This window comes from Glycomyces algeriensis (assembly GCF_027622855.1).
In the GTDB taxonomy this organism is placed as follows: Bacteria; Actinomycetota; Actinomycetes; order Mycobacteriales; family Micromonosporaceae; genus Glycomyces; species Glycomyces algeriensis.
Genome location: NZ_JAPZVR010000005.1, coordinates 270,637 through 292,950 on the forward strand (window position 1 = coordinate 270,637; position 22,314 = coordinate 292,950).

Consider the following 22,314-nt stretch of genomic DNA (forward strand, 5'->3'; position numbering starts at 1 on the left):
CTCACGTCTCACGAACTACTCGCCGGGCGTGTTCTTGACGATCTGCATCAGGAACTCGGCGTTCGTCTGCGTCTTCTTCAGCCGGTCGATCAGCAGGTCGATCGCCTGCTGCGGGTCCAGCGAAGACAGGACCCGGCGGAGCTTCAGCATCACTGCCTGCTCCTCCGCGCTCATCATGAGCTCGTCCTTGCGGGTGCTCGACTGGTGCACGTCGATCGCCGGGTAGGTGCGCTTCTCGGCGATCTTGCGGTCGAGCTTGAGCTCGGCGTTGCCGGTGCCCTTGAACTCTTCGAAGATCACCGTGTCGCCCATGGAGCCGGTCTCGACCAGCGCCGTGCCGATGATGGTCAGCGACCCGCCGTGCTCGATGTTGCGCGCCGCGCCGAGGAACCGCTTCGGCGGGTACAGCGCCGTCGAGTCGATGCCACCGGACAGGATGCGTCCCGAAGCGGGCGACGAATTGTTGTACGCGCGGCCCAGACGGGTGATCGAGTCGAGCAGCACGACCACGTCGTGGCCGAGTTCGACCAGGCGCTTGGCGCGCTCGATCGCCAGCTCGGCGACGGTGGTGTGGTCCGACGGCGGGCGGTCGAAGGTCGAGGCGATGACCTCGCCCTTCACCGAACGCTGCATGTCGGTGACCTCTTCGGGCCGCTCGTCCGCGAGGACCACCATGAGGTGGCACTCGGGGTTGTTCGTGGTGATCGCGTTCGCGATCGCCTGCAGCACCATCGTCTTGCCGGCCTTCGGCGGCGAGACGATGAGGGCGCGCTGGCCCTTGCCGATCGGGGCCACGAGGTCTATGACCCTCGTGGTGATCGCGTTCGGCTCGGTCTCCAGACGCAGGCGCTCCTGCGGGTACAGCGGCGTGAGCTTGTAGAACTCGTCGCGCTTCGTCGCGTCCTGCGGGCTCATGCCGTTGACGGTGTCGAGGCGGACCAGCGGGTTGTACTTCTCGCGGCGCTGCTGCTGCTTGCCACCCTGGCCGTTCGGCTCCTCGGTGCCGCCGCGGCTGGGCTTGACGGCGCCGGTGATGGCGTCGCCGCGGCGCAGGCGGTGCTTGCGGACCTGTGACATCGAGACATAGACGTCGTCAGGGCCGGCGAGGTAGCCGGTGGTGCGGATGAACGCGTAGTTGTCGAGGATGTCGAGGATCCCCGCGACGGGCACGAGCTGCTCGTCGTTCGAGACGCCGCCGCCCACGTTGCCGCGCTCGGGAGCCTCGTCGCGGCCGCCGCGCTGGCGGCGGTCGGAGCGGTCCCGGCGCTTGCGGCGGCGGTTGTCGCCGTCGCCATCGCGCGGACCGCGGTCGTCGTAACCGTCGTCCTCGTTCCGGCGCTCGCGGTTCTCGGTGCGGGTGTCGGACTGCTCGATGCGCTCAGAACGCTCGGCGCGCTCGGAACGCTCAGGGCGCTCGTCGCGGCGGTTCTCACGGTTGCCGCCTTCGCGACCGCTATCGCGGCCGCCTTCACGGCTGAGCTCACGACCGCCTTCGCGGTTGTCGCGCCCGTTCTCACGGGAGCGGCGACGACGCTGCGGGCGGTCCTCATCGGACTCGATGGTCGAGACGGCCGTCTGTCCTTCGGACTCAACGGCTTCGGTCTGACGCTCTTCACGGCGGCGCGGCTGCGGCGGACCTGCCGGGCGGGTCGCCCGACGGGCGGCGGTGCCGCCCTTGGCCTCTGCACTCTCGGAGCCGTTCTCGGCGGGCGCGGCGTCGACTGTGGTCGACGGGGCCTCGGCGATGGGCGTTTGGTCAGAGTCAGGCACTGGCGGGGCCTCCTTTTCCGCGCTGGCACCGCCGGGCTGCGAGCCCGCATCCTGCCGTTCCTGGATGGCGGCGATCAGCTCGCTCTTGCGCATCCGGCCAACGCCGGTGATGCCGAGCGATTGCGCCATCTGCTGGAGCTCGGGCATCAGCATAGAGGCCAGACCGGTTCCTGCCCGACGGCGCTTCTTGGTCTCCGGAATCTCTTCCGCAGCCGAAGCCTCATCGCTCATCCGGTCCGACGTCGTGCCGGTGGTGTCGCTCAATGGATTCCTTCCCTGGCGGAACTTCGAAGTGGATTCGAGGAGTTTCCGCGTCTTTCAAATAGCCGCAATGCCGATGTTCTGGTCTGCGTCCCGCCATCGCTTCGGCCGCTTCCGGTCAGCAAGTGACCTCGGCGGTTGGAAGACGACAGTTGACACTGGGTGCAACACCCCTGGGCTGTCCGCTGAGCAGACGGTCCTGATCGTGGTGAGCAGCCTCTGGGCCTGCGACTGGACAGCTTGCGATGAATGATCGTGCACGGTGAGACACGTGATTGCGATCTCCGCTGATTGCGATCCTCGCCTTTGCGATCCGATCCGGGCGGAGGCCCGGCGCCACAAGCGGACAGCGACTGTTCCTTGGTCGAAACCGTGCCATGCCACGCTGGAGCTATGCAAAGTCACAAATCCATGGTTGAGGGTGATGACCCAAACAAGAGATCAGGCGTGCGCTGGATGCGCCGCAGCTGTTGTGACCACAAGCATAAGCAAGGCTTCGAGCAGTCACGACACCGGGTGGTCGTCTAACTGGAATGGTAGCGCACTCTTCCCATTCACAACAACGGACCCGAGGATCACTCGTTCGGGGAGGTCGCGACCTGCACGGCCCCGTCTGCGACCTCCAGGCGCATGGCCTCGAAGCCCGATGGGACCTCGGGTACGCGCGTGTCGTCGATAGTAAGGGCGAGCACGGTCGGACCCGCACCGGAGATCGCCGACGCGATTCCGGCGGAACGCAATGCTCGCAACAAATGGGTGCTTTCCGGCATTCCCTTGGCCCGGTACGACTGGTGGAGCCGGTCGTCCGTGGCCTCGAATAGCCGGGAGGGGTGGTGGGTGATCGCGGCGGCGAGCAGCGCGGACCGGGAGAGGTTGAACACCGCGTCGGCGTGCGGGACCTTCTCGGGCAGCGCGGCGCGGGCGACCGAGGTCAGGCCCTTGGACTGCGGTACGAACGCCCAGGGGTGGACGCGCGGAGACGGGTCGAGGCTGATGGCCTTGGCACCGTCCTCTGTGGTGTAGGCGATGGTGAAGCCGCCGAGGAGGCACGGGGCGACGTTGTCCGGGTGGCCCTCGATCTCGCTCGCGAGGACGAGCTTCTGCGCGCGGGTGAGCCCTGCGCCGGCGAGGGCGTCGGCGAGCATGATGCCCGCGACGATCGCCGCCGACGAGGAGCCGAGCCCGCGGGCGTGCGGAATCCTGTTGCGGCACTTGACCTTCAGGCCCGGGGCCGAGAGGCCGAGGTGCTTGAAGGTGCGCAGCATCGTGGCGGCCACGAGGTGGCGTTCGTCGAGGGCGACGGTGCCCTCGCCTTCGCCCTGGACCTCGACCATGACGGCGGTGCCGCTGGTGGCCTCGGCCGTGACCTCGTCGCAGAGGTCGAGCGCGAGGCCCAGCGAGTCGAAGCCGGGACCGAGGTTGGCTGAGGTGGCCGGGACGCGCACAGTGGCGCGGGGTCCGCCCACGGCGACGCTTGCGGAGCCGTAAGTCTGCACAGCTGAAGGCCTCCAACTACAGACCCAGCGCGGTGGCGGTCTTGACCACGTCGACCGGGACGGTCTGCGGCTGCGGCGCGGTGGAGACGGCCCAGTCGGGGTCCTTGAGGCCGTTGCCCGTGACGGTGCAGACGATCGTCTGTCCCTTCTCGACCCAGCCGGCTTCGGCCTGCTTGAGCAGGCCTGCGACTGACGCGGCCGAGGCGAGTTCGACGAAGACGCCCTCGGAGCGGGCCAGCAGCATGTACGCGGCGTGGATCTCGCGGTCGGTGGCGGCGATGATGTCGCCGTTCGACTCCTTCTTGGCGTCGAGCGCCTTCGTCCAGGAGGCCGGGTTGCCGATGCGGATCGCGGTGGCGATGGTCTGCGGGTGCTCGACCACGTGGCCGTCGACGATCGGGGCCGAGCCAGCGGCCTGGACGCCGAGCATCCGGGGCAGCTTCGTGGCGTTGCCCGCGGCGTGGTCCTCGTTGTAGCCCATCCAGTAGGCGGTGATGTTGCCCGCGTTGCCCACCGGCAGGCAGTGGATGTCGGGGGCGTCGCCGAGGACCTGCACGACCTCGTAGGCGGCGGTCTTCTGCCCGAGGATGCGGTTGAAGTTGATGTGGTTGACGAGCGTCACCGGGTAGTCCTGGGCGAGCTTGTCGGCCATGGTGAGGCAGTCGTCGAAGTTGCCGTCGACCTGGAGGAGCTTCGCGCCGTGCACGAGGGCCTGGGCGAGCTTGCCGAGGGCGATCTTCCCGGCCGGGACGAGCACCGCGCAGGTGATCCCGGCGCGCGCGGCGTACGCCGCCGCCGAAGCGGAGGTGTTGCCGGTGGAGGCGCAGATGACGGCCTTCGAGCCGTCCTCGACGGCCTTCGAGACCGCGAGCGTCATGCCGCGGTCCTTGAAAGACCCGGTCGGGTTGAGGCCTTCGACCTTGAGGTAGACGTCGCAGCCGGTCTTCGCGGAGAGGATCGGGGCGGGCAGCAGGGGCGTGCCGCCCTCCTGCAGGGTGACGACGGGGGTGGCGTCGGTGACCGGGAGCCGGTCGCGGAATTCCTCGATGAGGCCGCGCCACCCCGGGCGCATAGCGCTAGCGGACATATCGCCCTATTCTCCTTCGACGCGCATGACCGAGGCGACATTGTGCACCGAGGTCAGTTGCGACAGTTCCTCTACGGTGTCCGACAACTGCTTGTCGGCCGCCGTGTGGGTGACGACCACGAGCCGGGCCTCATCGCCCTGGCCGGATTGATGGACGGTGGCGAGGCTGACGCCGTGGTGGGCGAAGGTGGCCGCCACGCGCGCGAGCACGCCGGGCTCGTCGACCACGTCGAGGCTGACGTGGTACCTGGTGCGGGCCTCGCCGATGGGTTTCACCGGCAGGTCCTGGTAGGCGGCCTCGGGAGGGAAGGCGGTGATCCCGCCGCGCTTGTTGCGCGCCACGGCCACGATATCGCCGAGCACCGCCGAAGCGGTCTCGGTACCGCCCGCTCCCGCTCCGTAGAACATGAGGCGGCCGGCGGACTCGGCCTCGACGAACACCGCGTTGTAGGCGCCGTTGACGTTCGCGAGCGGATGGGTCGTCGGGATCATCGCCGGGTGGACGCGCACGGACACGCCGTCGGCCTCCCGGGTGGCGATGCAGAGCGGCTTCACGACGCGGCCCTGCGCGGCGGCCGACGCGATGTCGGCGGCCGAGACGTCCCGGATGCCCTCGCGGTAGACCTCGCCCAGGTCGATGTGGGTGTGGAACGCGAGCGAGGCGATGAGCGCTGCCTTCGCGGCGGCGTCGTAGTTGTCGACGTCCGCGGTCGGGTCCGCCTCGGCGTAGCCCAGCTCGGTCGCCTCGCCGAGGGCCTCCTCGAAGGCGGCCCCGGTCTGCGACATCTGGCTGAGGATGTAGTTCGTGGTGCCGTTGACGATGCCGAGCACGCGGTTGATCGTGTCGCCGTGCAGCGACTCGCGCAGCGGGCGCATCAGCGGGATCGCGGCGGCCGCGGCGGCCTCGTAGTAGAGGTCCGCGCCGCCCGCCTTCGCGGCGGCCGACAGGGCCGGGCCGTCCTCGGCGAGCAGGGCCTTGTTCGCGGTCACGACCGACTTGCCCTCGGCCAGCGCAGTGGTGATCCAGGTGCGGGCGGGCTCGATGCCGCCGGCGACCTCGACGACGATGTCCACGTCCGGGCGCTTGACGAGGCTGAGCGCGTCCGTGGTGAAGAGCTCCTTCTCCACGGGCAGGTGCGAGCGGTCGCGGTCGAGGCGGCGGACCGCGATCCCGACGATCTCGACCGGCTCGCCCACACGGGACGCCAGCTCCTCCCCGCGCGTTCGCATGAGGCGCACGACTTCACTGCCGACGTTGCCGCATCCGAGTAGCGCGAGTTTCATCGCTGGTGTCCCTTCGTAGTGCATTCAAGTTCTCGCCCCTGGCGGGCCGAGGAGGTGCGTCAGGGGCAATCTGACAAGGCTCGTGAGGAGCTAGTACATCAGCGAAGCTTGCGTGGCGTACTTGCGACGAGCGAGCCGCAGCTCAGATTGTTCCCTGGCGTGCCTCCTCGGGCCGGCTAGCCGACGTCGAGCCGTAGTAGGTCGTCGACGGTCTCACGCGCCAGGATCACACGTGCCTCGCCGTTTCGGACGGCGACGACCGGCGGGCGGGGCACGTGGTTGTAGTTCGAGCCCATGGAGCGGCAGTAGGCGCCGGTTCCAGGGACGGCGATCAGGTCGCCCGGCGCGACGTCGGCCGGGAGGAACTCATCTTTAACAACAATGTCGCCCGCTTCGCAATGCTTTCCCACTACTCGGGCCAGCGCGGGCGTGGCGTCCGAGGAGCGCGAGGCGAGCGTCGCCGAGTAGGTGGCGTCGTAGAGCGCGGTGCGGATGTTGTCGCTGATGCCGCCGTCGACGGAGACGTAGAGGCGGGCGGCGGACCCGGCGAGGGTGACGGGCTTGACGGTGCCGACCTGGTAGAGGGTGAACATCGTGGGACCGATGAGGCTGCGGCCGGGCTCGATGGAGAGGCGCGGGACGTCGATGCCGGCGGCGGTGCACTCCTCGTCGACGATCTTGCGCAGTGACGCGGCGATGTCGGCGGGCGGCTGCGGGTCGTCCTGGCTGGTGTAGGCCATGCCGAAGCCGCCGCCGAGGTCCATCTCGGGGATCTGGACGCTGAAGTCGGTCTGGAGCTTCGCGTGGAGGCGGGCGACGCGGGCGGCGGAGATCTCGAACGCGGCGGTGTCGAAGATCTGGGAGCCGATGTGCGAGTGCAGGCCGAGGAGTTCGAGGTGCTCGGCCTGGATGACGCGGCGGGCGGCGTCGTAGGCGGCGCCTCCGGCGAGGGAGAAGCCGAACTTCTGGTCCTCGTGGGCGGTGGCGATGAACTCGTGCGTGTGGGCTTCGACGCCCACGTTGACGCGGATCATCACGTTCGGGCGCTTGCCGAGCTCGGCGGCGATCGCCTCGATCCGCTCGATCTCGGTGAAGGAGTCGGCGACGATGCGGCCGACGCCGATCTCGACGGCCTGGCGCAGTTCGGCGAACGACTTGTTGTTGCCGTGGAGACCCAGACGAGCGGGCGCGAGCCCGGCTGCCAGGGCGACGGCGAGTTCGCCGGCGGTGCAGACGTCGACGAAGAGGCCCTCCTCGGCGGCGGCGCGGAGCACGGCCTTGGAGCAGAAGGCCTTGGAGGCGTAGAAGACGTCGGCGCCTTCGAAGGCCTCGATCCAGGCGCGGCAGCGGGCGCGGAAGTCGTCTTCGTCGAAGACGTAGGCGGGCGTGCCGAACTCGGCGGCCAGCGCTTCGACGGAGATGCCGCCGATGTGGAGGACGCCGTCGTCGGCGCGCTCGACGTTCTGGGCCCACAGCTGCGGGAGGAGCGTGTTGACGTCCTCGGGCACGCCGAGCCAGCCCGGGCGCAGCGCGGAGTAGTCGAAGTCGCCGTGCAGTGCGCCGGCTTCGTGGGTCCGCATTACATCCGCTCCGGGGCCGAGACGCCGAGCAGGCCGAGCGCGTTGGCGAGGACGACGCGGGTGGCGTCGACGACCCAGAGGCGCGCCTGGTTGACCGGGGTGGTGTCCTCGTCCGGGAAGGGCAGGACGCGGCAGTCGTGCTGGAAGCGGTGGTAGGCGGCGGCGAGCTCTTCGGCGTACCGGGCGATGCGGTGCGGTTCGCGCAGGTCGGCGGCGGTGGCGACGACGGCCGGGAACTCGGCGAGGGCCTTGAGCAGGTCCGATTCGCGCGGGTGGGTGAGCAGGGCGGCGTCGTAGGACTCGCCCTTCTCGACGCCGCGCTCGGCGGCGTTGCGGAGCACGCCGGAGGTCCGGGCGTGCGCATACTGCACGTAGTAGACCGGGTTGTCGCTGCTGTGCTTGGTCCAGACGTCGATGTCGAGGTCGATCGTCGAGTCCGCCGAGTTGCGGGTCATCGCGTAGCGGGCGGCGTCAACTCCGACCGCTTCGACGACGTCGTTGAGGGTGATCATGTTGCCGGCCCGCTTCGAGAGCCGGAACGGCTCCCCGTCCTTGAGGAGGTTCACGAACTGGCCGATCAGGATCTCGAGGGTGCCGGGCTCGTCGCCGAAGGCCTGGCTGATCGCCTGCATCCGGCCGACGTAGCCGTGGTGGTCGGCGCCGAGCATGAGCACGAGCTTCTCGAAGCCGCGCTCGCGCTTGTCGAGGTAGTAGGCGCAGTCGGCGGCGAAGTAGGTCCAGGCTCCCTTGGAGTTCTTGAGGACGCGGTCCTTGTCGTCGCCGAATTCGGTGGTGCGCAGCCAGGTCGCGCCGTCGGCCTCGAAGACGTGGCCGAGCTCGGCGAGGCGTTCGAGGGCCTTGTCCAGTTCGCCCCGGTCGTGCAGGCTCTTCTCGCTGAAGAACACGTCGAAGTGCGTGTGGAAGTCGGCGAGGGTGGACTTGATGTCCTCGAGCATGAGCTCCAGGCCCGCGGTCTTGAAGACCTCGAACGGGTCGTCGGCCTCGAGCGCGTCGGGCCGCCGCTTGAGCACGTCGGCGGCGATGTCGTCGATGTACTCGCCGACGTACCCGTTCTCGGGGGTCGGCTCGCCCTTGGCGCGGGCCAGGAGCGAACCGGCGAAGTGGTCGACCTGGGCGCCGGCGTCGTTGACGTAGTACTCGGCGGTGAGCTTCGCGCCGGAGGCGCGCATGACGCGGGCCAGGGAGTCGCCCATCGCGGCCCAGCGGACGCCGCCCGCGTGGATCGGCCCGGTCGGGTTGGCGGAGACGAACTCGAGGTTGGCGTAGACGCCTTCCATGGAGTTGTTGGTGCCGTATGAGGTGCCGGCCGCGACGATCTTCCCGGCGATCTCGCCGGCGGCGGCCGCGTCCAGGGTGATGTTGAGGAAGCCGGGGCCGGCGATGTCGACCTTGGCGACGCCTGCAGTTGCGGCGAGGTGCTCGGCGATCTTCTCGGCGAGCGCGCGCGGGTTCGTGCCGGCCTTCTTGGCGGTCTGCAGCGCGATGTTGGAGGCGTAGTCGCCGTGCTTGGGGTCCCTGGGTCGCTCGACCGCCGTCTGGGTGGGCAGTACGGCGTCGTCGAGGTCCAAGGCCTCGAACGCGGCGCGCGTAGCGGACAGCACTTTCTCTGCGAGCGTCTCAGGAGTCACCCGGTAATCGTAGACGGCGCGCTTCGCCGCCCGCGAGTGATAAACCCCCTTGTGGGCTGCAGCGGTAGGTTGCTTCTGTGCAACCTCGACGGAAGGCTCCGAACATGCGCCCGCTTCGCAATCGCTGGACCGCTCTCGCCGCCGCTCTCGCGCTCAGTGCGCTCGCCGGATGCGGCGCCGAGGGAGGTGGGAGCGCCGGGGACGGCTCGTCCGCGGCCGACCAGGACACCGCCGCCGCGCCGGCGGAGCTGGAGGGGGTGGAGAGCTTCTACGGCGAGTACGGCGACTACGTCACCGTGATGGCCGCCATCCAGGACGGGGAGACCACGGCCGAGGAGCTCGAGCACCCGTTCGTGGTGCAGCAGGAGCACGTGGACTCGCTGGGGACCTGGGACGGCCGGAACCCGGTGTACGACCTGACGCCGCCCGCGGGCGGGAACCACCTCTCGGTCTGGCAGACGTGCAACGGCTCGGTGTACGACGGGCCGATCGTCGACGGGAACGGGGTGCACTCGATGGAGCACGGCGCGGTGTGGCTCACCTACGACCCGGAGCTGGTCGAGCAGGCCGACATCGACGCGCTGGCGCTGCTGATCGGCGCCCGGGACTACAGCCTGATGAGCCCGTACCCGGGGCAGGGCGTGGCGGTGTCGATGCAGTCGTGGGGGAACCGGTACCAGACGGAGGACCCGGCCGATCCGAAGATCGGCGAGTACCTCGACACGTACGTCCTGAACGAGCGGTTCAACCCGGAGCCGAACGCGACCTGCTCGGGCGGTGTGACGACCACCGCGTCGTAGGCGGGTCGCCGTTTGTCGGTTTCGGGGCGCGCTCTAAGGGAGTGCCCTGGACCGACCAGGTAAGGTGGCGTACGCGAGTGGACTTCACACCGGGCCTCCCCGGCTCCGCTCCGGCTCATCCCGACCTCGACGAATAAGGCTCTCCCCGCGATATGGCATCGAAGAAGCAGACCGCCAGCAAGGGCTCCGGCAAGAGCACCGGCAAAGGCGCAGTCGTTGAAAAAGGCCCTGCCGGCAGGAAAGACGCCGGCAAGGGCGAGACCAAGGGCCTGAGCAAGACCTCGGCGCCCGCCGCCTCCCCCCGCAAGGGCCGCGCCGTCGTGGTGAAGCAGCCGAAGCCGTGGGGCCTGATCTTCACGTTCGCCGGCGTCGGCGTCGTCGCGCTCGGCCTGATCGGGGCCGCCGTGTTCGTGGTCTGGGACCGCAGCCAGCCGCCGGCGGGGGTCACCGACTTCTACGGCGAGTACGCGAACTACTCCGAGGTCACCGAGGCCCTCCAGGACGGCGACGTCAAGGAGGAGGACCTCGAGAACCCCTGGGTCGTCCAGCAGACCCACATCGACGGCGAAGACCCGGCGGCGGTGCCCGAGTACGCGATCACCCCGCCCGCGGGCGGCGACCACCTCTCGCAGTGGCAGAACTGCACCGGTTCGGTCTACGACGCGCCGATCGTGGACGGCAACGCCGTCCACTCCCTCGAGCACGGCGCGGTCTGGGTGACCTACGACCCGGCGCTGGTCGACGGGGACGGCATCGAGCAGCTCGCCTCGAAGGTCGAAGGCCGCGACTTCTCGCTGATGAGCCCGTACCCCGAACTGGGTGTGGAGGTCTCGCTGCAGGCCTGGGGCGTGCAGTACCAGACCAGCGACATCAACGACCCGAAGATCGACGAGTTCATGGACTTCTACATCCAGAACGCCGACAACGCGGCCGAGGCCAACGCCACGTGCACGAGCGATCTGACCACGACCACGGCCGACCAGCAGATGCCCACCGGCTGACGGGCGCGAACCTTTCTGCGCGACGCTCGTTAGGCAAGTAGGACAACGGGCGCTCCCCGAGAGGGAGCGCCCGCCGAGAGAGGACGACGAATGAGCCGCTTGTGGCGCCGGCCCGCACTGTTGGTCGCGTTCACCGCCGTGCTCATGCTCGCCGCAGGCCTCGCGGTCGGCTGGGTGTGGGGCACCTCCGCCCCCGGCAACGACTCGGTCGAGGCCGGGTTCGCGCGCGACATGCAGACGCACCACCAGCAGGCCGTCGAGATGGCCATGTACGAGTGGCAGAACGGCTCGGACCCGGCGCTGACGACGATCGCCTACGACATCGTCACGACTCAGAGCGCCGAGATCGGCATGTACCGCTCGTGGTTGCGCGACTGGGGCGTCCAGCTGTCGTCCGGCGAGCCGATGGCCTGGGCCGGCGAAGAGCACGCCCACGACCTCGAAGAGGCGGGCGGGCTCATGCCCGGCATGGCCACCGACGAGCAGATGGCCGAGTTCAAGACCCTCACCGGCGCCGAGGCGGACGTCATGTTCGCCGACCTCATGATCGCCCACCACATCGGCGGCGTCGACATGGCCAGGGCGGCGCTCGATCTCAGCGACAATGCGCTCGTGGTCGACGCGGCCCGCCGCACGGTCAACCTGCAGCAGGCCGAGATCGAGAACCTCGAGAACCACCGCGACAACATCCTGAACGCCGTCGAAGAGTAGGGACGCCGCTGTGAGCCAGGACCAGTGGGGACCTCGATACGGCGACCCGACGCATCCGACCACGGGGGAACTCCCCCGGGTCGGTGACGGCCGCACGGACGAGCAGCGCACGATCCAGGTCGACACCGTCCCCGAGGAGCCGCCCCAGCAGTCGCGCTCGCGGTACCGGTACAGCTGGGAATCCGCGGCACCGGGCGACGCCGAGCCCGCCGGCTCCCACTCCGAACCGGGCCACGGGTTCTCCGAACCCCGTTACGGCGCTTCGGAACCGGGCCACGGCTTCTCGGAACCCCGATATGCCGCGTCAGAACCGCGCCACGGCTTCTCAGAGCCCCGATACGCCGCTTCAGAACCGCGCCACGGCTCCTCGCAACCTGAGTCCTCGGCCGACCCGGCCGAGTCCGGCTTCGGCGACTGGTCGGTCCCCCGCGTCGGCCGCGAGAGCGCCGCCTCCGGACTCACCGGCGAGCACTCCCGCCCCAGCCTCAGCGGCTACCGCCCGGGCGACACCGCCCAGTTCGCGCGCGTCGGCGACGGCGTCCGCGGCTCCGTCGGGCCCGTCTCGGTGCAGATCGACCACGTCAGGGTCGACAACGGCGTCAACGGCGACACGCAGCTGCTCGACACCACGAACTTCAGGCGCCCGCAGGAGACCGAGATCGCGCCCGCCGAGCAGGCGCCGCAACCGGAACCCGGCACCGGCTCCATGCCCGCCATGCGCCACCAGATCGGCCCCGACTGGACCCAGACGCCCCTGCGCCTCCTCGCCGCGGCCGTCGTCGCCACCGCCGTGCTCGGCGCCTCCGCCGCCAGCCTCATCACGATCGGCAACTGGATCAACCCCTGACCGCCGCCGTTCACGCGGGCACTGCCGCATAGCGGTGCATCGTCGTATTCGGCTGGATTGTCGTACCCATGGGCGAGAATCAGGGTGACGAGAGGAGCCCGGATGCCGACCTGGGACGACGTAACGGCCATCGCGACCCGCCTGCCCGAAGTCGAGGTGACCACGAGCTGGCAGACCCCTTCACTGAAGGTCAAGGGCAAGTTCTTCGCCAGACTCCGCACCGAGGCCGAAGGCGGCCTAGCCATCGTCTGCGACCCCGGCGAGAAAGCCGCCCTCCTCGCCTCGGCAGACCCGGCGTTCTACACGACGCCCCACTACGACGGCTACGCCATGATCCTCATCCACCTCGACCGCATCGACACCCAGCGCCTCACCGAGATGATCGAAGACGCCTGGCTCCTCAAAGCCCCCGTGCGCGTCCGCAAAGCCTACGAAGCCGGCCAATGACAAAGGCCCGGCCGCTCGTGCGGCCGGGCCTTTCGAAGTCAATGGTGCGTGCTCAGTCGAAGATCTCCTCGACACGGTCGACCGTCACCGCTCTGATGAACCAGCGGTCGAGCTCTTCCTCATCTGACACGCCCTCGATACGGGCGAGCGCCGATGAGGAGACCTCAATGCCGCGTGCATCGAGCACTTTGAGCAGCGCGCCAATCTGGCCGAGCCGCCTGCCGCGCTGCTCGCCCCGCTGCTCGCCCTTGAGTTCCAGCTTCCCGGCCGGGCTCTCGAGGTATTCCTGGTACGTCATGCTCATGTATTCCTCCAGTACGGTGCATGCTTCGTCCGAGAGAAGCTGCATCGCCAATCCAGCATACTGCTGGCGGTCCGACTCGGAAAGCTCGTTGAGTCTCCGGCCGAGCTTGTGGGCGACCTGCTCGGCCTGCGGTCCCCTGCAGGCCGCCTTGAGGATCAGGATCTCCACCGCCTCCTTGGCACGGTCCTCGTCGATCTCCATGAGATCCTCCGGGTTGATGACATCCGGGAGCAGTGTGAACCCGGGCGGTCCGATTTCGATCGCCCGGCGCGCCCAATCCGCCGTGGCCGCGTCAGTACAGATCGCCAGCAGCCGCACCGGGCATTTCAGCCGGGCACGGAGAATCGTCGTGTACATCGGCCAGCTGTAGCGCTTCCGATTGTCCTGGCCGCGTTGGATCTCGATGATGACCGCGAAGACCGGCACCCCTGCCTCGTCGCGGAACACAGCCGCGTTGTCGCAGTTGAGTTCGAGTGGGTCGTTGTTGGTGAGCGCCTCCGATTCGGGCAGTGCACTGGCATACGCGGGGAACGCGGCGCCGAGCGACTTGACGAGCAGTTCGGCCGCGAGTTCCGGGCGAACCTGGAACAGGCGGATGGGGACCTCATGCGAATGGGTGACCATGACATGAAACGGTATTGGAGCTCAGCACGTGATTCGCGTTTCGACACTCCGACACGAATCCGCATCCGCGTGACGCCAGACACTCAGGCGGACAACGGATTCGGGCCCGGCCGCAAAGCGGCCGGGCCCGAATCTGTTGCGGTGCTTAGACGATGATGCCGGCGCCCACGGTGCGGTTGTCGGCTTCGTCGATGATGATGAACCCGCCGGTGGACCGGTTGCGGCGGTAGTCGTCGCACAGGAGCGGCTTGGTCGTGCGGAGCGTGACGCGGCCGATCTCGTTGAGCCCCAGCTCGGTCGCGGTTTCGTCGCGGTGGAGCGTGTTGATGTCGAGCTGGTACTGCACGTCCTTGACGATCGCGCGCACATCCGAGGTGGTGTGCTTGACGGCGTACTTGCCGCGCAGCTTCAGCGGCCGCGCCTCGTCCATCCAGCAGACCATCGCCTCGATGTCCTGCGAGACGCGCGCCTGGTTGCCGGGGCGGCAGAGCATGTCGCCGCGGGAGACGTCGAGCTCGTCCTCGAGGCGCACGGTCACGCTCAAGGGCGGGAAGGCCTCTTCGAGCGGGCCGTCGGCGGTCTCGATCGACGCGATGCGCGAGGTGAAGCCGCTGGGCAGCACCATGACCTCGTCGCCGGGCTTCATGACGCCGGAGGCGACCTGGCCCGCGTAGCCGCGGAAGTCGTGGTTGTCGCTGGAGTGCGGCCGGATCACGTGCTGGACCGGGAAGCGCACGTCCACGAGGTTGCGGTCCGAGGCGATGTGGACCTTCTCCAGGTGGTGGAGCAAACTCGGGCCCTGGAACCACGGCATGTTCTCGGAGCGGTTGACCACGTTGTCGCCCTTGAGGGCCGACACGGGGATCACTGTCAGGTCCGGCACTTCGAGCTTGGTCGCGAACGCGGAGAACTCGTTCTCGATCCGCTTGAACACGGCCTCGTCGTAGTCGACGAGGTCCATCTTGTTGACGCACAGGACCATGTGCGGCACGCGCAGCAGCGAGCACAGGAACGCGTGGCGGCGGGACTGCTCCACGAGGCCCTTGCGGGCGTCGACCAGGATCAGCGCGAGGTCGGCGGTCGAGGCGCCGGTGACCATGTTGCGCGTGTACTGGATGTGGCCGGGCGTGTCCGCGATGATGAACTTGCGCTCGGGCGTGGAGAAGTAGCGGTACGCGACGTCGATCGTGATGCCCTGCTCGCGTTCCGAGCGGAGCCCGTCGGTGAGCAGCGCCAGGTCGGTGTACTCGTCGCCGCGGCCGGCGCTGACGGCCTCGACGGCGTCCCACTGGTCGTCGAACAGCGCCTTCGAGTCGAACAGGAGCCGGCCGATGAGGGTCGACTTGCCGTCGTCCACCGAACCGGCCGTGGCGAAGCGCAGCAGCTCGTGCGTGTCCTCGCGGGAGGTCAGGGTGTCCGTCATTAGAAGTAGCCTTCCCGTTTCCGGTCTTCCATCGCGGCCTCGGAGGTCTTGTCGTCACCGCGGGTCGCACCGCGCTCGGTGATGCGGGTGACCTCGACTTCGGCGATGATCTCGTCGATCGTGGTCGCGTCCGAGCGCACGCCGGCGGTCAGGTTCGCGTCGCCCACGGTGCGGTAGCGGACCTTCTCGAAGAAGGTCTCCTCGCCCTCGCGCGGCTTGATGAACTCGTTGACGGCGTAGAGCATGCCGCCGCGGTCCACGACCTCGCGCTCGGCGGAGAAGTACACCTCGGGAAGCGGGATGTCCTCGGAGCCGATGTAACGCCACACGTCGAGCTCGGTCCAGTTCGACAGCGGGAACACGCGGATCTGCTCGCCCGGGTGGACCCGGCCGTTGTACAGGTTCCACAGCTCGGGCCGCTGGTTCTTGGGGTCCCACTGGCCGAAGTCGTCGCGGAAGGAGAACACGCGCTCCTTGGCGCGGGCCTTCTCCTCGTCGCGGCGGGCGCCGCCGAAGAGGGCGTCGAACTGGTACTTCTCGGCCGCTTCCAGGAGCACGGGGGTCTGGATGCGGTTGCGGGTGCCGTCCGGCGGCTCGGTGACCATGCCGCGGTCGATCGCGTCCTGGACAGAGGCGACGATGAGCTGGACGCCGGCCTCGGCGACGCGGCGGTCGCGGTAGTCGATGACCTCCGCGAAGTTCTGGCCGGTGTCGACGTGCATGACCGGGAACGGGATCGGCGCCGGCGCGAACGCCTTCTGCGCCAGGTGCAGCATGACGATGGAGTCCTTGCCGCCGGAGAAGAGCAGTACGGGCCGCTGACAGGTGGCCGCGACTTCACGGAAGATGAAGATCGCCTCGGCCTCCAGCGCGGCGATGTGGCTGATGCGGTAGTCGCTCACCGGCGCAATGCTCCTCTCGGCAGACCCCGTTCGGGGTGTTCGGTCGTCGTCGGATCCGGTCGGTGACCGGGCGGTCAGTTCGTCCCTCGGATGGCCTCGAGCGCGGGCCCGGCCAGGTCGGGGCGGCAGACCAGCAGGTCCGGCAGGTACGGGTCGGCACTGTTGTACTGCAGCGGGGCGCCATCGATCCGCGTCGCGTGCCAACCGGAGGCGAGGGCCACTCCTACGGGAGCGGCGGAGTCCCATTCGAACTGCCCGCCGGCGTGCACATAGGCGTCAACTGTACCGGCGACCACGGCCATGACCTTGGCGCCGGCGGAGCCCATCGGCACGAGTTCCGCGCCCAGGGCGGCGGCGACCGCTTCGGCCTCGGCCGGTGGTCTGGTGCGGGACACGGCGATACGGGGCTTGCCCTCCCGGAGGGCGGGGACCGCGTAGGTCTTGTCCGTGCGCAACGTCACATTCTGTGCTGGAAGCGCTACGGCGGAGGCGGTCAATCCGAGGCCCCGCTGCCAGAGAGCGACATGCACGGCCCAGTCGTCGCGGCCTTCCTCGGAGTACTCACGAGTGCCGTCGAGCGGGTCGATGATCCAGACCCGATCCGCCCCGAGCCGCTCGGTACCGACGCGGCCGGTCTCGCCCTTGCCCTCCTCCGAGAGCACGGCGTCACCAGGACGCTCGGCGGCGATCCGGCCCAGCAGAAAGTCGTTGGCCTGCTGATCCCCGGCGGCTTTGAGCGCCCGCGAGTCGGCGAACCCCATCACCGCTCTGAGCTTGACCAGCAGCTCCCCCGCACCGGTCGCCAGCTCGGCCGCGAACGCGACATCAGCAGCGGAAGCGGCCGCAGGCGTGGCGGTGGGAACTCCGGTCACCGAAGCGGAGTCGGGGGCGTCATGCATGCCGGTCAGTCTACGCTGCAGCCCAACCCCGCCCAAATATTGGGCCACCCGATCCCGACATACGGAAACCCCTCGCGTTTCCCCGACCACCCCGAACCGGTCGACCTCGGATAGTCGCACGGCCGCCAGATGCCTCAGCCCGCTGTAAACGACACAGCGCCCGGAGCGAACGCAAAGCCTGAGCCGTCCGGGAGGAGAACCTGGTGGTAGGTGCCGTTCCGAGGTCGGAACTTCCGCGAGAACCGGCGTTCAACGTGCGGATGGAACCGAAGCTGATCAGCGGGAACCTCGAACTCGATACGGAACGGCATCGACTCGAAGGACGCGGCCACGAACCTGCGATCGGTCAGCATCCAGACCCCGTGGAACCCGGCATCAGACGAAGGCCGTGAGCGAAAGACGGCCATGCACTCGGGGCTGCCGCCAAAGACCAGGACGACCGGCTGGCCCTTGCGCCTCGGAAAGTCCGAGAAGTCGAAATCCGAGAAGCATGCCAAGAACTCCGCCAATCGGAGAAACGCCGTCCACACGAGCTGGAAGGGGAAAACCAACACCCGCACCCAGACCGGCCAACGACCAGCAGGCTTCCCGTCCTCCCGCAAACCGGCCACGAAATAAGACTCCGGAGCCTGCGGCGCCGTCCACCGGACAACCTCCCCCGGAGCCAGGTACTGCTCCTGCATCGACCGAGTCTCCTCGATATGGTCACGCACGCAATAGCGCGGCGGCCGGGTCCTTTCGGGCTCGGCCGCCGCTGCTTGTTGTACTGGTTAGGCGAGGGGGTCGTTCTCGTCGTTGAAGCGGGCGAGGCCCCAGACGTCTTCGTCTTCGGTGAGCCAGGTGCCGGTGTCGGCGTCCTCGTTGTCACCGGTGGCGCCGGCACCTCGGCCGCCGCCCATCATGCCTCCGGCGCCGGCCTTGCCGCCTGCGCCGGCTCCGGCGGTCTTGCCGAAGAGGCCTTGGCCCTTGCCCATGCCGCCGGCACCTGCGCCGCGTCCGCTGCCGGCTCCGGTCATGCCGGTCATGCTGCCCGCGCCGCCCGAAGCCGGGCCGAAGAGCCCCGAGCCCGGGCCGAGGCTGCCGCCACCGGCGCCCATGCCTCCGCCGCCCGTGCCGAGGCCGGCGCCAGTGAGCGTGCCAGCGCCCGCACCGAGGCCGCCACCGGAGGCGAGACCACCGGAGATGTCGTCATCGTCGCCGCCACCGGTGGACTCCCACGGGTTCAGTCCGCCGGTAGAACCGGGGTTGGAGCCGCCGGTGAGGTTGCCGCCAGGGCCGAAGGTGGACGTGTTCGACGGCGGCGTGAGCCCTGCAGTGCCCGAACCGGAGGGCATGCCGTTGAAGTCGCCGCCGCCGGGCGGCGAGTAGCCGGAGCCGCTCAGGTCGCCTGCGGAATCGCGGAAGGTCGTGTCGCCTGACGGCTGCACGGTCGGGACGAACTCGGAGGTGGAGGTCTCGGCGTCCTGCCAGCGAGCGGTGACCGAGTCGTTCTGCTCGGTTGCGCGCGCTTCGTAGTCCTGCGAGCCCTCCGAGTAGTCCTGCTGAGCCCGCTCATTCGCGTCCTGCTGTGCCAGGCGCTCGGCCTCGGCACGCAGGGAGGACTCCTGCGACGCGGTCAGCGTGGTCGCCTCGGCCTTCTCCTCGGCGTCCATGCCCTTGGTGTCGACGCCGTTGACGTGCTCGGCCTTCAACCGGGTGTAGTGGTACTCGGTCTGGTCGACGACGTACTGGTTCAGCTCATTGGTGTACTCACCGTCGAAGCCGCCCATCTCCATCGCGCCCTTGACGCCATCGTCTTCACCGTCGAAGGCGCATCCGTCGCTGATCTCGCACTCGCCTGAGTGGAACGGAGGCCGGACGTGGATCTTGGTGTCCGTGAACAGGCTGCCTTCGTCCTCGACCCAGTACTGCGGCGCCGGATACGGCAGTTCGCCGGACCCTCCGCCTTGGAGGTTGTAGATCTCGTCGCCCTTTTGGTTGAGCAGACCGACCATGCCAGTGGATTCGGTCCCGATGTCGGCGGCGATCTGCTCGCAGTTGGTGAACACCGCCTCCATCTGCTCGGCGAACGCGTCGAAGTCGTTGCCCTGCCAGCCGTTCGACAGCTCGGTCAGCTTCGATCGGAGGATCGGGGCGACCGCGGTTCCCTCATTGTCTGCGAAGTCGTTGTTGAACAACCCCCACTTGAGCGCGATTTCCTTGAGGGCGTACTTGTCCGGATCAGCCGGTCGGACTTGGGCGACCAGCGACTGCACTTCGTCCTGGCTGGGGGCGGCCGTGCCTGTCGCCACGCATTTCAGGTTCGAGATCTGGCCGGCCACGGGGATTGCCGAGACCAGCTTGACCCAGGCGTCCTCTGCTGGATTGTGGGTGTTCTGGCAATCGCCGTTGGTGCACGGGTCACCGCTGAGGTAGGCACCATCGGCCATCGACTGCTGTCCGTCGATGGCTTCCTGGCCCTCGAGGTCGCCGTTTCCGGCGTAGTCCTCGGTCTGGAATTCGATGTTGTCGCCCATGACTACTGGACCTCCGCAATTCTGTCGTTCACGGTCTGGTTGACCTCAGGCAGATACGTGTCGACGAACCACTGATTGAGCTCATCACTGGTGAACTGGTACGCCGGGGTCCCTTCGTTCCGAAGACCGAAGTCCGCGCCGTAGTTCAGCTGGATGTGGAACACCCACTGCCCGTCGCGGGCAATGACTTCCACATTGGGGCTTTCCGCACTCCCGATCCAGGAAACGATGGTGCCCTGGTCCCAGGGATCACCGATCTCCTCGCTCTGAGGATCGGTTCCCTGCGACGACGCTGAGTCCGCAGCCGCGACGCGCTCCTCGTAAGCCGTTGTCGCCTGCTCTTCGCTTTCCGCGGGGACGATCTTTACCTTGATCTCGCCGCCGCCCATAGTGCTCGCGTATTCATCCGCGGCCGAAATGCTGATGAGATCGTTGCAGCCGATGGAATCGGGATCCCAGGTGTTTCCGATTTCCGCAGTACTCGGCTCGCCGCCAGTGCTGGTCGAGGACCCGTAGCCCTCGATCCCCATGAATTCGGTGATGGGCTGAAGTTTGTTGAGCACTTCGCATGCGTCCCACGAGGACATCTCGGTGTAGACGGGGTTGTCGCCACCGCTGTTCTCGCCGCTGCTGTCACCGCCGGAGTCTTCGCCGCGCTCGAACAGGCTGCAGCCGCTGAGGAGGAGGGCAGCAGTGCCGGCCACTGCAAAGGTCTTGAAGATTGTGCGCTTCATCAGCTCGGGGGTCCTAGCTTTCGAGGTCGTTCTGGCTGGCGTTGAACTCGGTGAGGTTCAAGTCCTCGGAGTCCATGTGAACGCCCAGCGACTCGTTGATCGTCACGATGGCGCCGTACAGGTCGGCGCGCAGCTTCTGCAGGTTGTTCCACACCTCTTCGTGGGCGGCCGCGTAGTCGCGGCGGGCCTGCTGCGAAGAGTCGAGGAGACCGAATCCGGGCTCGACGCCGAGCTCGTTGCCGGTGGCGAGCATCTGGAGTTTCTCGGTCACGAAGTTGAAGCGCGCCGCGAGTTCGTCGCGGTACGCCTCAAGGTAGGCGGGATCGAGAATGCGCTGAGCCACGGCGGGGACCTCCGGGGTGTATCGGGCGAAACATCGGCAAAACCATCTTGATTTTAACGGTCCGATGCAACACCGTGTGATCGCGGTGTTCTCGCTCGATCACCGAACAGCGGAGCGCCTCGCTCGGTCATCGACCGGGCGAGGCGCTGACTAACCCCGTTTCAGTATGCGCCTTGGGGGCGCAGAATGGCGGTCACCGTGCGGAGCAGGATGACGAAGTCGAGGGAGAGGTTCCAGTGCTCGACGTAGCGGAGGTCGAGGCGCACGGCCTCTTCCCAGGGCAGGTCGGATCGGCCGGAGACCTGCCACAGGCCGGTCATGCCGGGCTTGACGGCGAGGCGGCGGCGCATGTCGCTCTCGTAGGCGGCGACCTCGATCGCGAGCGGCGGGCGGGGGCCGACGAGGCTCATGTCGCCGCGGAGGACGTTGACGAGCTGGGGGAACTCGTCGATGGAGAAGCGGCGCAGGTACTTGCCGACGACGGTGATGCGGGGGTCGTCCTTCATCTTGAAGAGGACGCCGTCGCCTTCGTTGAGGTGCGCGATGTCCGCAAGGCGCCGTTCGGCGTCCAGGTGCATGGTGCGGAACTTCCAGATGGTGAACGGCTGTCCGTCCTTGCCGATGCGCTCCTGTTTGAACAGGGCCGGGCCGGGCGAGGTGCAGCGGATGAGGAATGCGGCGCTGAGGAGGAGCGGTGAGAGCGCGAGCAGCAGCAGTGCGGCGCCGACGCGGTCGACCGCTTCCTTGGCGAGGCGGCGGACGCCGGTGAGGCGGGCGTGGTCGAGGTGGAGCATGGGCAGGCCGTCGACGGGGCGGACGGTGGTGCGGTCGCCGGCGACGTCGACGAGGGCGGAGGCGACGATGAGGTCGACTTCGCTGCGTTCGAGCTTCCAGGCGAGGCGGCGCAGGGCCTGGCCGTCGATCTCGGGGCAGCCCAGGACGATCACGGTGTCGGCGCGTTCGGCGGCGACGGCTTCGGCGATGCGGTCGAAGCTGCCGCGGACGCGGGTGTCGAAGTCCAGCAGCGCACCTCGGGGCCGCTCGGTGGGCAGACACGCGGCCACGACCTTGAGGCCGTGGTAATGCTCGCGGCGGAGCTGGACGATGAGGGCGGCGACCGAGGACTCGTGGCCGACCAGGACGACGCGCTTCATGCAGCGGCCGTCGCGGCGCATGTGGTGCAGCCATTTGCGCCAGCCGAAGCGGGCGACGATGGAGATGGCGGCGGCGGTGGGGATCGCGATGAGGACGAAGACGCGGGAGGTCGGCAGCTCGAGTCCATAGGAGACGAGGGCGACGGCGGCGGTGAGGGCCACGGCTGCATGGACTATCCGCTGGTACTCCTCGGTGCCGACGAACAGGTACCGCTTCTCGAAGGCGCGGGAGAGGCCGAGGACCGCGATCCACACCGCGGGCATGGCGATCAGGGCGAGGGCGTAGACGCGGGTGCCGTCGTTGAAGTGGCCGAAGCGGGCGAAGAACGCCAGCGCCGCGCCGATGACGCCGGCGGCGATGTCGGAGCCGATGATGCCCGCGAAGTACTTGCGCTGCCAGGCGGGTGGGCCGCCGTAGGGCCGGGTCGCCTGGGGTCCTATGGAATAGACGCGCCCTTTTGCGGGGCTGTCATGCACGCCAT

Annotated in this window: 20 protein-coding genes; 5 read left to right on the forward strand and 15 right to left on the reverse strand. The window is 68.4% G+C overall.

The window, feature by feature from the left end; all coding sequences use genetic code 11:
* Positions 1 to 15: 15 nt before the first annotated feature.
* The 6 genes from rho to argS form a co-directional block, all read right to left on the reverse strand.
* Entirely contained in the window at positions 16 to 2,034 is a 2,019-nt protein-coding gene (gene rho, locus O2L52_RS11955; RefSeq protein ID WP_373897028.1) for a transcription termination factor Rho, read from the reverse strand.
* A gap of 572 nt (positions 2,035 to 2,606) precedes the next feature.
* Positions 2,607 to 3,527 (reverse strand): homoserine kinase, encoded by a 921-nt coding sequence (thrB, locus tag O2L52_RS11965; RefSeq protein ID WP_270115656.1) that lies wholly within the window; start codon positions 3,525 to 3,527, stop codon positions 2,607 to 2,609.
* A gap of 16 nt (positions 3,528 to 3,543) precedes the next feature.
* Positions 3,544 to 4,599, reverse strand: a complete 1,056-nt coding sequence (gene thrC / locus O2L52_RS11970) for a threonine synthase (RefSeq protein WP_344471286.1) — start codon at positions 4,597 to 4,599, stop codon at positions 3,544 to 3,546.
* 21 nt (positions 4,600 to 4,620) lie between these two features.
* Positions 4,621 to 5,898 (reverse strand): homoserine dehydrogenase, encoded by a 1,278-nt coding sequence (locus O2L52_RS11975; protein ID WP_270115660.1) that lies wholly within the window; start codon positions 5,896 to 5,898, stop codon positions 4,621 to 4,623.
* Positions 5,899 to 6,074: 176 nt separating this feature from the next.
* Positions 6,075 to 7,478 carry a diaminopimelate decarboxylase gene (gene lysA, locus O2L52_RS11980; protein WP_270115662.1) on the reverse strand — a complete coding sequence of 468 codons (1,404 nt, stop codon included), beginning with the start codon at positions 7,476 to 7,478 and terminating at the stop codon, positions 6,075 to 6,077.
* Positions 7,478 to 9,127, reverse strand: a complete 1,650-nt coding sequence (argS, locus tag O2L52_RS11985) for an arginine--tRNA ligase (RefSeq protein ID WP_270115663.1) — start codon at positions 9,125 to 9,127, stop codon at positions 7,478 to 7,480. The genes lysA and argS overlap by 1 nt, the downstream gene beginning before the upstream one ends.
* A gap of 104 nt (positions 9,128 to 9,231) precedes the next feature.
* On the opposite strand from argS, the gene O2L52_RS11990 reads away from it, so the two are divergent.
* The 5 genes from O2L52_RS11990 (at position 9,232) to O2L52_RS12010 (ending at position 12,933) form a co-directional block, all read left to right on the forward strand.
* The gene (locus O2L52_RS11990) at positions 9,232 to 9,927 is read left to right on the forward strand and encodes a DUF3105 domain-containing protein (RefSeq protein ID WP_270115664.1); all 696 of its coding nucleotides are present in this window, start codon (positions 9,232 to 9,234) and stop codon (positions 9,925 to 9,927) included.
* Positions 9,928 to 10,079: 152 nt separating this feature from the next.
* A complete protein-coding gene (locus tag O2L52_RS11995) occupies positions 10,080 to 10,928 on the forward strand; it encodes a DUF3105 domain-containing protein (protein WP_270115666.1) in 849 nt (282 codons plus the stop codon).
* A gap of 90 nt (positions 10,929 to 11,018) precedes the next feature.
* The gene (locus O2L52_RS12000) at positions 11,019 to 11,639 is read left to right on the forward strand and encodes a DUF305 domain-containing protein (RefSeq protein ID WP_270115668.1); all 621 of its coding nucleotides are present in this window, start codon (positions 11,019 to 11,021) and stop codon (positions 11,637 to 11,639) included.
* Positions 11,640 to 11,649: 10 nt separating this feature from the next.
* Positions 11,650 to 12,486: a hypothetical protein gene (locus O2L52_RS12005; protein ID WP_270115670.1), complete on the forward strand. Its 837-nt coding sequence runs from the start codon at positions 11,650 to 11,652 to the stop codon at positions 12,484 to 12,486.
* Positions 12,487 to 12,588: 102 nt separating this feature from the next.
* Positions 12,589 to 12,933 (forward strand): MmcQ/YjbR family DNA-binding protein, encoded by a 345-nt coding sequence (locus tag O2L52_RS12010; protein ID WP_270115672.1) that lies wholly within the window; start codon positions 12,589 to 12,591, stop codon positions 12,931 to 12,933.
* A 52-nt stretch (positions 12,934 to 12,985) separates the two neighbouring features.
* Here O2L52_RS12010 and O2L52_RS12015 read toward each other — a convergent pair whose 3' ends face one another.
* The 9 genes from O2L52_RS12015 to O2L52_RS12055 form a co-directional block, all read right to left on the reverse strand.
* Positions 12,986 to 13,861 (reverse strand): hypothetical protein, encoded by an 876-nt coding sequence (locus tag O2L52_RS12015; RefSeq protein WP_270115674.1) that lies wholly within the window; start codon positions 13,859 to 13,861, stop codon positions 12,986 to 12,988.
* 145 nt (positions 13,862 to 14,006) lie between these two features.
* Positions 14,007 to 15,284 (reverse strand): sulfate adenylyltransferase subunit 1, encoded by a 1,278-nt coding sequence (locus O2L52_RS12020; protein WP_270115676.1) that lies wholly within the window; start codon positions 15,282 to 15,284, stop codon positions 14,007 to 14,009.
* Positions 15,284 to 16,186 (reverse strand): sulfate adenylyltransferase subunit CysD, encoded by a 903-nt coding sequence (gene cysD / locus O2L52_RS12025; RefSeq protein WP_270115678.1) that lies wholly within the window; start codon positions 16,184 to 16,186, stop codon positions 15,284 to 15,286. Before cysD ends, O2L52_RS12020 begins: the two co-directional genes overlap by 1 nt.
* A 74-nt stretch (positions 16,187 to 16,260) precedes the next feature.
* Entirely contained in the window at positions 16,261 to 17,085 is an 825-nt protein-coding gene (locus O2L52_RS12030) for a 3'(2'),5'-bisphosphate nucleotidase CysQ (protein ID WP_270115680.1), read from the reverse strand.
* 134 nt (positions 17,086 to 17,219) lie between these two features.
* Entirely contained in the window at positions 17,220 to 17,768 is a 549-nt protein-coding gene (locus O2L52_RS12035; protein ID WP_270115682.1) for a hypothetical protein, read from the reverse strand.
* Between the two features lie 87 nt (positions 17,769 to 17,855).
* The gene (locus O2L52_RS12040; protein WP_270115685.1) at positions 17,856 to 19,601 is read right to left on the reverse strand and encodes a hypothetical protein; all 1,746 of its coding nucleotides are present in this window, start codon (positions 19,599 to 19,601) and stop codon (positions 17,856 to 17,858) included.
* A gap of 2 nt (positions 19,602 to 19,603) precedes the next feature.
* On the reverse strand, positions 19,604 to 20,335 hold the full coding sequence (locus tag O2L52_RS12045; protein ID WP_270115686.1) for a hypothetical protein: 732 nt from the start codon (positions 20,333 to 20,335) through the stop codon (positions 19,604 to 19,606).
* Between the two features lie 13 nt (positions 20,336 to 20,348).
* Entirely contained in the window at positions 20,349 to 20,678 is a 330-nt protein-coding gene (locus O2L52_RS12050; protein WP_270115688.1) for a hypothetical protein, read from the reverse strand.
* Positions 20,679 to 20,839: 161 nt separating this feature from the next.
* A complete protein-coding gene (locus O2L52_RS12055; RefSeq protein ID WP_270115689.1) occupies positions 20,840 to 22,309 on the reverse strand; it encodes a sugar transferase in 1,470 nt (489 codons plus the stop codon).
* Positions 22,310 to 22,314 lie beyond the last annotated feature (5 nt).